At 63.8% G+C, this 12,985-nt stretch carries 12 protein-coding genes and 1 riboswitch; of the genes, 4 read left to right on the forward strand and 8 right to left on the reverse strand.

Going from position 1 to position 12,985, the window contains the following annotated elements:
• Nucleotides 1–14: 14 nt before the first annotated feature.
• The 3 genes from RIN56_17555 to RIN56_17565 all read right to left on the reverse strand — a co-directional run bounded on the left by RIN56_17555 (nucleotide 15) and on the right by RIN56_17565 (nucleotide 3,016).
• The gene (locus tag RIN56_17555; protein MDR7868606.1) at nucleotides 15–206 is read right to left on the reverse strand and encodes a hypothetical protein; all 192 of its coding nucleotides are present in this window, start codon (nucleotides 204–206) and stop codon (nucleotides 15–17) included.
• 268 nt (nucleotides 207–474) lie between these two features.
• On the reverse strand, nucleotides 475–2,559 hold the full coding sequence (locus RIN56_17560) for a heavy metal translocating P-type ATPase (GenBank protein ID MDR7868607.1): 2,085 nt from the start codon (nucleotides 2,557–2,559) through the stop codon (nucleotides 475–477).
• An 88-nt stretch (nucleotides 2,560–2,647) separates the two neighbouring features.
• Complete coding sequence (locus RIN56_17565) at nucleotides 2,648–3,016, reverse strand: metalloregulator ArsR/SmtB family transcription factor (GenBank protein ID MDR7868608.1); 369 nt, start codon at nucleotides 3,014–3,016, stop codon at nucleotides 2,648–2,650.
• 188 nt (nucleotides 3,017–3,204) lie between these two features.
• Between RIN56_17565 and RIN56_17570 the strand changes: the two genes are divergently transcribed.
• From RIN56_17570 to RIN56_17585, 4 genes are all read left to right on the forward strand, one after another.
• On the forward strand, nucleotides 3,205–4,920 hold the full coding sequence (locus tag RIN56_17570; protein MDR7868609.1) for a HAMP domain-containing methyl-accepting chemotaxis protein: 1,716 nt from the start codon (nucleotides 3,205–3,207) through the stop codon (nucleotides 4,918–4,920).
• 116 nt (nucleotides 4,921–5,036) lie between these two features.
• Nucleotides 5,037–5,168 carry a hypothetical protein gene (locus RIN56_17575; GenBank protein MDR7868610.1) on the forward strand — a complete coding sequence of 44 codons (132 nt, stop codon included), beginning with the start codon at nucleotides 5,037–5,039 and terminating at the stop codon, nucleotides 5,166–5,168.
• 201 nt (nucleotides 5,169–5,369) lie between these two features.
• Nucleotides 5,370–6,368, forward strand: a complete 999-nt coding sequence (gene bioB, locus RIN56_17580; GenBank protein ID MDR7868611.1) for a biotin synthase BioB — start codon at nucleotides 5,370–5,372, stop codon at nucleotides 6,366–6,368.
• Nucleotides 6,369–6,525: 157 nt separating this feature from the next.
• Nucleotides 6,526–6,762, forward strand: a complete 237-nt coding sequence (locus RIN56_17585) for a DUF1653 domain-containing protein (protein ID MDR7868612.1) — start codon at nucleotides 6,526–6,528, stop codon at nucleotides 6,760–6,762.
• Here the strand turns inward: RIN56_17585 and RIN56_17590 are convergent.
• The 5 genes from RIN56_17590 to yqeB form a co-directional block, all read right to left on the reverse strand.
• A complete protein-coding gene (locus tag RIN56_17590; GenBank protein ID MDR7868613.1) occupies nucleotides 6,738–7,508 on the reverse strand; it encodes an FRG domain-containing protein in 771 nt (256 codons plus the stop codon). The genes RIN56_17585 and RIN56_17590 overlap by 25 nt on opposite strands.
• Nucleotides 7,509–7,778: 270 nt before the next feature.
• The gene (locus tag RIN56_17595) at nucleotides 7,779–9,056 is read right to left on the reverse strand and encodes a homocysteine synthase (GenBank protein ID MDR7868614.1); all 1,278 of its coding nucleotides are present in this window, start codon (nucleotides 9,054–9,056) and stop codon (nucleotides 7,779–7,781) included.
• Nucleotides 9,057–9,099: 43 nt separating this feature from the next.
• Nucleotides 9,100–10,305 (reverse strand): homoserine O-acetyltransferase, encoded by a 1,206-nt coding sequence (locus RIN56_17600; protein ID MDR7868615.1) that lies wholly within the window; start codon nucleotides 10,303–10,305, stop codon nucleotides 9,100–9,102.
• A 95-nt stretch (nucleotides 10,306–10,400) separates the two neighbouring features.
• Nucleotides 10,401–10,502: riboswitch (SAM riboswitch) on the reverse strand.
• Between the two features lie 63 nt (nucleotides 10,503–10,565).
• The gene (locus RIN56_17605) at nucleotides 10,566–11,990 is read right to left on the reverse strand and encodes a glucosyl-3-phosphoglycerate synthase (GenBank protein ID MDR7868616.1); all 1,425 of its coding nucleotides are present in this window, start codon (nucleotides 11,988–11,990) and stop codon (nucleotides 10,566–10,568) included.
• Between the two features lie 139 nt (nucleotides 11,991–12,129).
• Entirely contained in the window at nucleotides 12,130–12,981 is an 852-nt protein-coding gene (gene yqeB / locus RIN56_17610; GenBank protein MDR7868617.1) for a selenium-dependent molybdenum cofactor biosynthesis protein YqeB, read from the reverse strand.
• Nucleotides 12,982–12,985 lie beyond the last annotated feature (4 nt).

Genomic DNA, 12,985 nt, shown 5'->3' on the forward strand with positions numbered 1-12,985 from the left:
GCCGCCTGTTTTTCCTAGCGCATATATATGCCGGCGCGTCGCCAGAGGATGCCGACGGTCGTCTTGCCGTCCTCCTCCTTGATGGCCCGCTGCATTTCGCCGGCGATTTCCTCGTAGTCGTGGGTCCAGGCCCAGGTGGAGAGGATCGCCACGAAAACGGCTACCGCTCCGGGAAGTAAGACCATGGACATTATGCTGTCTTCCATTGCTGCCAATTCCTTCCTTGATAATTATTATTAATTATACTTCGCTCCCGGCTGCTGGAAAAGATGGTCATTATGCCGTAATACGTCGTAATACCGCGAATTATACGCATAATTCCCCAATGCATGCCGCCACGGTCCGGAACAGCCCGTAAAGCGGGGCGGCAAGCCGGACGGCGGTTTATAGCGGGTCGGCGGCAATTAAACTGAAAATAGAATCTTTTCCCGGTCGCTTTCCTGACACAAAACAAAGCCCCCGAAGGGGCTTTGTTCAGGCTAATTTCCGCATCAGCCGCATGCCGTTGAGGGTAACGAGCAGCGACGCCCCAGTGTCGGCAAAGACAGCCAGCCACAAGTTGGCGAAGCCGGCGAAGGTCAGGGCGACGAAGACCGCTTTGACGGCGACGGCGAAGACGATGTTCTCCTTGATGACCGTAAGTGTTTTGCGGCTGAGCCGGATGACGTACGCCAGCTTGCCGAGATCGTCGGCCATGAGGGCGATGTCGGCCGTCTCCAGGGCGGCGTCCGAGCCGGCAACCCCCATAGCGACGCCGACATCGGCGGCCGCCAGAGCCGGGGCGTCGTTGACGCCGTCTCCCACCATCGCCACGCCGCCGTAGCGGCCGGCAAGGTCTTTTACGGCCTTTACTTTGTCGGCGGGCATGAGATCGCTGTAGACGCCGTCGAGTTTGAGGCGGGCAGCGATGGCTTCGGCCGTCCGGCGGTTGTCGCCGGTGAGCATGGCCACATGACCGACGCCGGCCCGGCGCAGCGCGGCGACGGCGGCGGCGCTGTCGCCGCGCAGCGTGTCGGCGACAGCGACTACGCCATAGAGCGCATCCGCGGCGCCGACCAGCATCGCTGTCTTGCCTGCCGCTTCGAGTCCCGAGAGCATTGCCTCGTGTCGGGCAAGATCATGCCCCAGACCAGTGAACAGGCGGGCGCTGCCGACATAGACGACAGTTCCTTCCACTTCAGCCTGGGCCCCCTGGCCTACCAGGGCCCGAAAAGCTGACGCCGGCTTGAGTTCGAGCCCGGCGGCGGCCGCAGCGATTGCCCGGGCCATGGGGTGCTCGGACCATTTCTCGACCGACGCGGCCAGGGCGAGCAGCTGGTCGGCGGCAAAGCCGTCGAACGGGATGACGTCGGTGATCTGGGGCCGGCCGTGGGTAAGTGTGCCGGTTTTATCGAAGGCCACCGCACGGAGGGCGCCCAGCTTCTCCAGGTAGGCGCCGCCCTTGATCAGCACGCCCCGCCTGGAGGCGTTGCCGATGGCGGCGACGACCGACACCGGTGTGGAGATGACGAGGGCGCAGGGACAGGAGATGACGAGCAGCACCAGTCCCTTGTAGAACCAGGGGGCGAAGGGCTGGCCAAATGCCAGCCAGGGCAGAACCATGACGGCGGCGGCGGCTGTCAGCACGGCCGGCGTGTAGTAGCGGGCGAATTTATCGACGAACTGCTGGGAGGGCGCGCGCTGGGCCTGGGCCTCCTCGACCAGATGCATGATTTTGGCGAGGGTGGAGTCGGCGGCTGCTTTGGCGACTTCGACCTCCAGCACGCCATACTGGTTTACGGTGCCGGCGTATACTGTGTCGCCGGCCGCCTTTTCCACCGGCAGCGATTCGCCGGTGAGGGCTGCTTCGTCGACGGCCGAATGGCCGCTGCGCACGACGCCGTCGAGCGCGACCCTTTCCCCCGGCCTGACGACGATAACGCTGCCGGGAGCGATCGCCGTCACCGCCAGCCGCTCTTCTGCGCCGCCGGCAAGCACCGTCGCCTCGGACGGGGCCAGCTCCATCAACGCCCGCACCGCCAGGCGGGTCTTGTCGAGCGTGTAGGTCTGGAGCGTATTGCCGAGAGAGAACAGGAAGGCCACCGTGGCCCCCTCGCTCCACTCGCCGAGGGCCGCCGCGCCGATCACGGCGACAGTCATGAGGAAGTTCATGTCGAGTGTCAGCGACTTCAGGCCGGACAGGCCGCTGCGGGCAGCGTGCCAGCCTCCGGCAAGTGCGGCCAGCGCGTAGACAGGCACCGTCCAGGCGGTGGCGGCATCCAGCAGATCGAGGCTGGCGGCCACTGCCAGCAGCAGCCCGGACGCGAGCGTCGCCAGCGTCCGCGGCTCGCGCCGCCAGCCGGGCACCGGCTCGGTCGGGGCGTCGGCCCGCCGGGCGCTGTAGCCGGCCTTTTCTACCGCTTTTATTATCGCCTGGTCACTGAGGGTGTGGGCGACCGCCAGTTTGGCGGTCGCAAAATTCACCGTCGCCTGCCGCACACCGGCCAGGGCGGCGATCCTTTTTTCGAGTTTGGCGGCGCAATCGGCGCAGTCCAGGCCGCCGAGGAGGTAGACGCTCATCCCCTCCTCCGCCGGGACGGCGCCGGCGGGCGCAACGGCGGCGCCGCAGCCGCCGCAGCCGCAGGCTTTTTCGATCATTTGCCTCATCCTATCTGTGTTTGATGTGTTCGATGCCTTGGGCCATCAGGACGGCGATGTGTTCGTCGTCGAGGGAGTACCAGACCATCCTGCCGTCGCGGCGGTATTTGACGAGCCTGGCCCCCCGCAAGAGGCGGAGCTGGTGGGAAACGGCCGACTGGCCCATGCCGACGACGGCCGCGATGTCGCACACGCACAGTTCGCGCAGGGACAGGGCCTGCAGCATCTTGACCCGCGTCGGGTCGCCGAGGATCTTGAATATCTCGGCAAGCTCGCGGGCGTCCGTCTCGGTCAGCGCCTCGGCCCGGGCGGCGCGGATGACTTCCGGATGCAAACAGAGCTCTTCGCAAACAGCGTTATCGGTATCGTTATCGGGCACGGCAATTCACCTCTATATATGAATAAGTGTTCATGTGTCTATATTATCTTGTTTTGTAGCCGACGTCAAGATTAGACTGCATTGTCGAAAGTAAAGGATTTGCGCAAATTATGTCGAAGAAATTAAAAGTATTGACATTATTTTCTATTGGTTCTGGTATTTTACCATGCCGAAGGAGATGATCTTCCTTGCAGTTTTTCAAAAACCTCAGCATCGCCAACAAACTTTCCGTTCTCGTATTTATCGCCGCTTTCTTTGTGGCGACGATCGCCGTCACCGGCTACTTCTTCCTTGCCAAGACCGACGCGGTGATGCAGGATCTGAACAAGAACGAGCTACGGGCCGTGAAGCTGATCGACGAGACGCAGATCGAGCTCAAGACCGCCCAGGCGATTGTGCTCGAATATCTGCTGGCCAGGGACGTCGATCGCAAGAAGGCGCTGCTGGCCGACATGAAAACCCGCGGCGAGAAGGTCGACTTCTATCTGCTGGAACTCGACAAGACCAACCTCAGCGAGGATCAGCGCCGCAACCTGGAGCTGCTCACGTCAATGCTGAACAGCTACCGCAGCGGGCGGGACCAGGTGCTGAAACTGACGGGCGATGGCAAACTGAACGAGGGCATCCTCATATATACGTACCAGTACTCCCCTATCCTCGACGGCATCAACAAACAGCTTGGCTATATTTCGGATGAATTCAACGAGAAGGCCCGCGTCGCCCATGAGCAGAGCTCGCGGGGCGTGGCGGTGGCCAGCATGACGCTGACCGCCATCGGGCTGGCGGCGCTGCTGATCGTCATTGCCCTCGGCCTGACAATCGCCCGCATGGTTGCAAGGCCACTCAAGCAGGTGGCTGCCGCCGTGAGCGAGATCGCCGCCGGCAATCTCGCCAAGAAGGCGCTCGCCGTGGACTCCCGCGACGAAGCTGGCCAGGTGGCGCTCGCCATCAATACGATGACCGATAACCTGCGCGGGCTGATGAGGCAAGTGGCCGAGTCGGCCGAACAGTTGGCGGCGTCGAGCGAGCAGCTTAACGCCAGCGCCGATCAGGCCGCGGTGACGGCCACCCAGGTAGCCCAGTCGATCTCCGATGTCGCCCAGGGTACGGCGACCCAGTTGCGGGCCGTCGAGGAAAGCTCCGCAGCCGTCGAGCAGATGTCGGCCACCATCCAGCAGGTGACGGCCAACGCCGAGATTGTCGCCGGCACCTCGGCACAGGCCGCCGAAGCCGCCGGCAATGGCGCCGAGCAGATCGCCACGGCGGTGAGCCAGATCGCCAATATAGAAAAGACGGTCGCCGATTCGGCCCAGATCGTCCAGACGCTGGGCGACCGCTCCAAGGAGATTGGCCAGATTGTGGACACCATCTCAAGCATCGCCGGCCAGACCAACCTTCTCGCCCTCAACGCCGCCATCGAGTCGGCCCGTGCCGGGGAGGCCGGTCGCGGGTTCGCCGTTGTGGCCGAGGAGGTGCGCAAGCTGGCCGAGCAGTCGCAGGAGGCTTCGAAACAGATCGGCGAACTGATAAGCGCCATCCAGGCCGACACCGACAAGGCGGTCGCTGCGATGGAGAGCGGCAAGCACGAGGTCAAAATCGGCAGCGGGGTGGTCAACAGCGCCGGGCAGGCGTTCGAACACATCTTCACCCTCGTCAACCAGGCATCCACCCAGTCGAAGGATATGTCGCTCGCCATTCGCCAGATGGCCGGCGGTAGCCAGCAGATCGTGGCATCGATTAAGGCCATCGATACGGTGAGCAAGACGACGGCGGCCGAAACGCAGACCGTCTCGGCGTCGACCGAGGAACAGTCGGCCACGATGGAGGAGGTCGCGGCCTCCAGCCAGGGCCTGGCGCAGCTTGCGCAGGGACTGCAGTCCGCGCTGCGCAGATTCACGGTATAAGATAATGACGTAGGCAAAAAGGGGCTGCCAGACAGCCCCTTTTTTGTATTCAGCCTGAATTTGCCACTAATCGCCGTAATGGACGGAGGGCAAAATAGCGCCAAGGAGGTGAGCGCATGGCCAAGTCCAGCAAATCGGGCTGCTGCGACAGCAGCGCCGACAAGAGCCGTTCCGCGGCGTTATCCGACTTCTCCGCCGAAATATGCCCGTCGTCTCCGTCCAAGAAGAATAAGGACAAGTCGAAATAATACCCGGAAGGCCGCGACGGAGGTCGCGGCCTTCCCTCTTCCGTCTGTGCCGGCGCGGGAATATTTTGCCGTCCGGCGTTTACAAGCCCGCCCCGGCATAGTATAATACAGTTAGTTAACCGTTTCACCGTATATGGTTAACGTTTTTTAATGCCAATATTGTAAACCGTCATAGTGCACATAGTTAACAAGGAGGCTGCGATGAGTATCCAACTGATAACCGCCCTGGGTGAGAAGGTGCTGAGCGGCGCGGCGCTGAGCTTTTCCGAGGCGATGGACCTCACGCGGGTCGGCGCGGCCGACGTCCCGCTGCTGATGGCGATGGCCAGCAAGGTGCGCGCCGAGTTCTGCGGCGCTGCCGTCGATACCTGCGAGATCGTCAACGCCCGCTCCGGCAATTGTTCGGAGGATTGCCGGTTTTGCGCCCAGTCGGCCCACCACCGGGCGGCTATCGCCATCCATCCCCTCCTGGACGAGGCGGCGCTGCTGGCGGCGGCGAAAACGGCCGAGAGCGACGGCGCGCGGCGTTTCTCGATCGTCACCGCGGGTGCGGGCATGCAGGATGACGACGATTTCCCCCGCGTGCTGGCGGCGATAAAACGGATCAAACAAGAGACGGGGGTAATCCCCTGCTGTTCGCTGGGAGTGCTCGACGCCAGTCACTTCGCCGCACTGAAGGCGGCCGGCGTCACCCGCTACCACCACAACCTGGAGACGGCGGAAAGCCACTATCCGGCGATCTGCACCACCCACTCCTGGCAGGAGCGGGTGGACACGGTGAAGCGGGCCAAGGCGGCCGGGCTGGAGGTGTGCTCGGGGGGCATCATCGGCATGGACGAGAGCTGGCGCCAGCGCGTCGAACTGGCTTTCACCCTCAGGGAGCTTGATGTCGATTCGGTTCCCGTCAATATACTGAACCCTGTGCCCGGCACCGCCCTTGAGGAGCAGCCGCCGCTGCCGCCACTGGAAATTTTCCGGACACTGGCCATTTTCCGCCTCCTCCTCCCTGCCAAGACGATCCGCTACGCCGGCGGCCGGGAGAAAGCGCTCGGCGACCTCGTGCCCCTCGGCCTGCTGGCCGGCGTCAACGGCATGCTCATCGGCAACTACCTCACGACCGCCGGCCGGGGCGCCGAGCGCGACATCGCCGCCGCCCGCGGCCTCGGACTGAGACCGTTGTCCTCCTTGGACGCCTGTTAATCAGCCTCCGTTTCGCGGTTTTCGCCAACCATCGGGGCGGCGACCGTGCTAATAAACCCGCCTTGGGCGGGTTTTTCTTTTTGCGAGCCGATAAAGGATTTAGTTGCCGTTACGGTTAAGATAATAGGACTAATACGACGGCAGGAGGCGTTTTCTCATGGGTGAAGGAGATTGCCTTGTAATTCCGGGAGTGTACCGCCACTACAAGGGGAATATGTACCGGGTGATAGGCGAGGCCACCCACAGCGAGACGATGGAGCGGCTGGTCGTTTACCAGGCGCTGTACGGCGAACGCGGCCTGTGGGTGAGGCCGTGGGCGATGTTTTGCGAGACGGTGACCGTGGGCGGCGAGGAGAAAGCGCGTTTCGCTTATGTCGGGGCCGACGGGGCCTGACGGATTTTCGCCGCTTTGACGGCGGCGACCCGTTTGCGGCGGTCGAGGCCGTGCTCCTTGGTGAGATACCTGGCAAGGCCGTCGATATCGGGGAAGACGCTGTATTCGTTGAGCCCGGCGAGATGGAGGAAGGCGCGCGCCTCGGGAATCGCGGCGGCGGGCAGGGGTATCTGGGTGACGCAGTCGGGGCAGATTTCCTCAAGGGGCTTTTCGATGGCGCCGTGGATGGTGAAGTGGCCCTTCTGGGCGAAGATGCGGGGGTTCTGCATGGTGGGGAAGATGGCGAGCGGGTGCTTAAGCCTTTTGCCCAGGTAGAGCACCTTCTCGTGCTCGTGGTCGTAGTCGACGGCGTCGGACTGCACGAGCAGGCCGTGGCCGGTGGCCTTGTAGTTAAGTTTGTCTGGCTCGAGGACCCAGATGCAAGGCGCGTCGGGCTTGCCGCTCACGGCGAAGTACAGGGCGACGGCGAAGGTGGTCGTCCAGTCGAGGAGGCGCGTGGGGATGCCGGCGTGCCGCATCTCGAAGAGGGTCTCGATCGGCTTGAGCGACTGGGTGTTGACGATGGGCTTGGCGAACGAGAAGAAGTCGAAGAAGACGTTGCACTCGGTGTACCTTTTCCGCCTGACCCGGAAGAGGCTGGGCAGCAGGGTGAAACAAGCGCTGGGGCAGCCGCGGTAGAAGGGGTACGGCACCCCTTTGGTCGCCGTCTGCACGCCCTGGAGGAATTCTTGCCACGCATCGCTCATGTGCTCACTCTCCCCTACCGGTTATTGTTTCCCGATTTCGTCGCAATAACAATATTTCCCTTTATGAGCTCCTCTCCCCTCCCCCATCCGTTATTCTCTGAATTGCCGCGGCCGTTCAGAAGTGCCCAGATGCAAGGCGCACCGGAGGCTGACACCGGAAGCGTACACGCACGTACGCTGAGGATGGCAGCCGAGGAGCAACGCCGCAGATGGGCGCTGCTGGGCGGCCGTAATGTACAAAGAAGCCCCCGCGTAGAGCGGGGGCTTCTGCTATGCTAATGCCTGGTCGAGGTCGGCGATCAGGTCGGCCGGGTCTTCTAGGCCCACCGACAGACGCACCATGTCGTCCGGTACGCCGGCGGCGGCCCGCTGCTCGCTGGTGAGCTGGGAGTGGGTGGTGCTGGCCGGGTGGATGACGAGCGATTTGGCGTCGCCGACGTTGGCGAGGAGTGAGAAGAGCTGCAGGGAGTCGATGAATTTCCGCCCCGCTTCGAGGCCGCCCTTGATGCCGAAGGTGAGGATGGCCCCCGCCCCTTTAGGCAGATATTCTTCGGCTTTGAGGTGGTCGGGGTGGCTTTTAAGGCCAGGATAGCTCACCCAGGCCACCCGGTCGTGGGCGGCGAGGTGTTCGGCGACGGCGAGGGCGTTGTCGCTGTGGCGCCGCATGCGGAGGTGGAGCGTCTCCAGCCCCTGGAGGAGGAGGAAGCTGTTGAAGGGGCTTAGGCAGGCCCCCAGGTCGCGGAGGATCTGGGTGCGCAGACGGATGATGAAGGCCTGTGGCCCAAGGGCTTCGGTGTAGCGCAGGCCGTGGTAGCTGGGGTCGGGCTCGCTGAGGAGGGGGAATTTGCCGTTCGCCCAGTCGAATTTGCCGCCGTCGACGACCAGCCCGCCCATCGAGGTGCCGTGGCCGCCGATGAATTTGGTGGCCGAATGGACGACGATGTCGGCGCCGAAGTCGAACGGCCGGCAGAGGTAGGGGCTGGTGAAGGTGCTGTCGATGATGAGGGGCAGGCCGTTGGCGTGGGCGACGTCGGCGACGGCGGCCAGGTCGAGGACGTCGATCTTGGGGTTGCCGATGGTTTCGGCGTAGATTGCCTTGGTTCGGGGGGTTATGGCTGTGGCAAAATTGGCGGGATCCCGCGGGTCGACGAAGGTGACTTTGACGCCGAGCCGGGGCAGGGTGTAGGCGAACATGTTATAGGTGCCGCCGTAGAGGGTGGACGAGCTGACGATTTCGTCGCCGGCCTGGGCGATGTTAAAGATGGCGGCGCTGATGGCGGCGTGGCCGGAAGCGAAAGCCAGCGCCCCCACCCCGCCTTCAAGGGCGGCGATGCGTTTTTCGAGTACGTCGGTGGTGGGGTTCATTATCCGCGTATAGATGTTGCCGCTTTCCTGGAGGGCGAAGAGGTTGGCGGCGTGGGCGCTGTCGCGGAAGTTGTAGGCGGTGGTCTGGTAGATGGGCACCGCCCGCGAGCCGGTGGCGGGGTCGGGTTCCTGGCCGGCGTGAACGGCGAGGCTGTCGAAGCGAAGATCGGCGGGTAAGGTCATTGTCGGTTCCTCCTAGAATTAATAATTATAGTTTTGCCGAGTATCAGGGGTAGTTTTCCGCGACGAGGCGGGCGCCAAAGTAGGCCAGCCGCGGAGCGCGGAAGATGGATGACAGCCAGGGCATTCGCACCGGCAGGGCGGTGCCGACGAATTCGCGCAGGATGGGTTTGAGGAGGTCGAAGTCGATCAGGAAGCCGTCATGGCCGTGGGGGCTGTCGACTTCGGCGTATTCCGCCCGCACGCCGAGGCTTTTCAGTATTTCGACGAGTTCTATCTGTTGGTAGGCGGGGTAGAGGATGTCCGAGGTGACCCCGGCCACGAGGACTCTGGCCTCGATGCGGGCCAGGGCCGCCCGGTAGGAGGCGTGGCCCATCCCCAGGTCGTAGAGGTCGAGGGCCCTGAGCAGGCAGAGGTAGGAGTTGGCGTCGAAGCGCTGCACCAGGCACTGTCCCTGGTAGTCGAGGTAGTTCTCGATCTCGAACTGCCCGTTGCGCGTCTTGCGGGCGAATTTGGCGGCCATGGAGGGTTCGCTCTGGTAGGTTATCATGCCGACGCCGCGGGCGAGCGCCAGGCCCTGGACGGGGCCGGGTCCGCCGTAGTAGTCGCCGCCCCGCCATTCGGGGTCGAGCATCACGGCCTGGCGGCCGACGCGGTTGTAGGCGATGGCCTGGGCCGAGGCGTAGCCGGGAGCGGCCAGGGCGGCGACGGCTTCAGCGAAACCGGGGTAGGTGACCGCCCACTCCAGCGCCTGGGCGCCGCCCATCGAGCCGCCGATGACCAGCGAAAGGCGGTTGATGCCCAGCGCTTCGAGAAGCCGTTTCTGGACCCGGACCATGTCGCGGATGGTCACTTCGGGGAAGGAGGCGCCGTAAGGCCGGCCGGTGGCCGGGTCGGGCGAGGCGGGGCCGGTGGTGCCCTGACAGCCGCCGAGGACGTTGGCGCAGATGACGAAGAAGCGGTCGGTGTCGATGGGGCGGCCGGGGCCTACGAGGAGGTCCCACCAGCCTTCCTCGTCGTTGTCGTTATGGGCGGCGCAGTGGCTGTCGCCGGTGAGGGCGTGACAGACAAGGACGACGTTGTCTTTGTCGGGGGCAAGGGCGCCGTAGGTTTCGTAGGCCACCGTCACTTCGGGGAGGGCGCCGCCGAGTACGAGCGCGAGCGGCCGCTCGGGGGTGGCCACGGTGGCGAATTTCATGTAGGGCCGGTATTTTATGCCGGGGAAAAAGGTCTGCGGGTAAGCGGTCTGCATCTTGAACCCTCCGTTGCTGCGATAAAGTGGCGATGAGAGAAAACAAAAAACTCCTTCCCGAGGAAAGGAGTTAAACGACAAAAGCGTAACCTTCCCTCTCATCTGTCAGGCAATGCCTGCTGGATTTGGCACCTTGCGCCGTAGCGCCGGTTGCCGTGGTGTCATCGGGCCAGTCCCTCGACCACTCTCGATAAGAGCAAGAGTATTAAATTGGCTTAATGATAGCACGCGGTAAAAGATATTGTCAATATCTATGCAAATTATTTTCGATAGTCGCGCCAGACGGTGGCGAATCGCTTGGTGCCGATCTCGAAGTGCCCCTGGGCGGAGTAGACGCGCCGCAGGAGGTTCTCACGGCTTGCGCCGCCTTCGAATTCGCTCAGCACCTGGAGAATCTGGAAAGCCATCTCGCTGAGGCCGGCTACATCCTTGGACCGGTGGATGACTTCGCCGAGGTTGACCTGGCAGGTGGACCACAGGCCGGCGTTAGCCACCGCCTGGATGAGCATCGCCACCTCCACGCCGTAGTTGGCGGGGATGCGCATTTTGAGCATGTCTTCGCGGCAGATGGCCACCGTGCCGGCGAGCGGCTGGATGTAGCCCGACAGCGTCGGCATGTAGGTGTTGAACCACGGACGGGCGAGGATTTCCGTCACCCGGCCGCCGCCGAGTTCGAGGCCGGATGCCTCGACCCGCACCGGCCGCGTGAAGTAGCCTTTGACGAAGCGGATGTCGGGGTGGGTGAGGATGGGGCCGAGCAGGCCGTAGAAGAAGCGCGGGGTGATGTTTTCGATGTCGGTATCCACCCAGGCGAGGATGTCGGCGTCGGTGACGAAGGCGCTTTTGAACATCGCCTCCCCTTTGCCACGGTGGCTGCCGAGCTCGGGAGCGATCTCGGGATGGAGGAAGACGGGGATGCCGTAGGATTTGGCGATCGCCACGGTGTTGTCGGTCGAGGCGGAGTCGACGAGGATGACTTCGTCGGCCACGCCGGCGGTCTTGACTTCGAGCGCTGTTTCGATGACCTGGCCGACTGTCCGTTCTTCGTTGAGGCTGGGGAGGATGATCGCCACCTTGTGGCCGCGTTTGCGCTTGCCGCCGCGCATCACGGCCGGCAGGGAGAAATCGCCGGCCTCGAAGGTCCGCTCCCGCACCCAGCGGTAGATTTCGTCGCCCTCGGCGAATTCCAGGTCGTGAAAGGGGCCGCGGACGATGGTCACACTGCCCTGGTAGACTTCCTTGATGGCGCTGTAGAAGGGCATTATCTCCGAATCGGCCAGCGGCGCGCCGAAGAACAGCATACTTTGCTCGGCACCGACGGCTTTGATGAGGTCGAACACCGTCGCCTCGCGGCGCCAGTTGATGCTGACGTTGTCGAACATGTCGTGGGCGCGGGCCACCACCGAGGAGAGAAATATATCCTCAAGCTGGGGCAGCTTTTCTTCGAGGTGCAACACCTTGAGTTGGCTGACGCCGGCACACGCCAGCACATCGAGGACGGCGCCGGCGTTGATGCCGCCGCGCAGCACGGCCGCGGCAGGCCCCTCCACCCAGCCGTCGGTGAGGACGACGATGTCGTCGCGGTCGTCATATAGGCTGCCCCTGTCGGCAAAACTGCGGACGACAATCCGGCAGTTCGCGTTCGAGGTCCGGCTCTCGGGCCAATAAGGCACCCCTGTTTTCATATCGTCCCTCCTATCTTGCTTCAGAACAGAAAAAGCCTGTCGCTGACAGACTCCCCCGAAAGCAACTGGTATATTATTCTTGTTATTATTATATCTTATTCGCCGGCCGTCGGGCAACCGAATAAAAGTCAGGTTTTTGTCAGAAGCGTGTCAGAGATGGAAAACACGGATGCAAATCTCGTTCGGCGGCGGCGCGGGCGGCAAGCAGCGCCTCTAGGACGCCGCCGCCGACCGCCCGCGCTTTGTCTGAGATGGTAAAGCAGTATTCGCGCCGGCCGCGCGGGTCGATATCGCCGATCTTCTGGCCGGCGGCGACGACCAGGCCGTCGTGGATGAGGCCGCGCAAGACGCCGCCGATAACGGCGGTGACGGGCAGCCCGCCGACATGGCCGACCGACTCGCCGGCGGCGACGGTGTCGCCGATAGCCCGCGCCGCGCGGAAGGCGCCGTGGGCCGGGGAGCGCAGCAGCCGCTCGCTGCCGTAGCCGCCGATGAGCCCCGGCACGCCGGTGTCGGGCAGGGCCTCGCCCTGCTCGATCACGCGGCCGAGGTAGTGGCCGCGGGCTGTCTCGACGACATAGCCGACGTCCCGGCCGGCGGCGAATCCCGGCCCGAGGCCGACGACAACCGGCGCGTCGCTCAGGCGGGTGCCGGTGTTGCGCTTGGCGAGGATGGCGTCGACCACCGCCCACGGCTTGAGCGCCTGCACGACCGCGCCCTGCGGGTCGACGACGACGGCTACCAGCCCATGACCGGCTACGGCGGCGGCTTCGGCCGGCTCGGTCCTGACGGCGGCCACTCCTTCGACGGTCGCGCGGCCGGTGAAGACGGCGGCGGCGAAGGCGACCGGCAGACGGATGACGGTGGGGTGCGGCAGTTCGGTCATGACGACGGCGAAGCCGCTGCGGAACAGGCGGTGGGCGACGCCGGTGGCCAGGTCGCCGGCGCCTTTGATGACGATGAGGCGGTTTTCCTTATCCAGAGCGGTCACCTCG

This window comes from Sporomusaceae bacterium (genome assembly GCA_031460455.1).
Taxonomy (GTDB): Bacteria; Bacillota; Negativicutes; order Sporomusales; family UBA7701; genus Anaeroselena.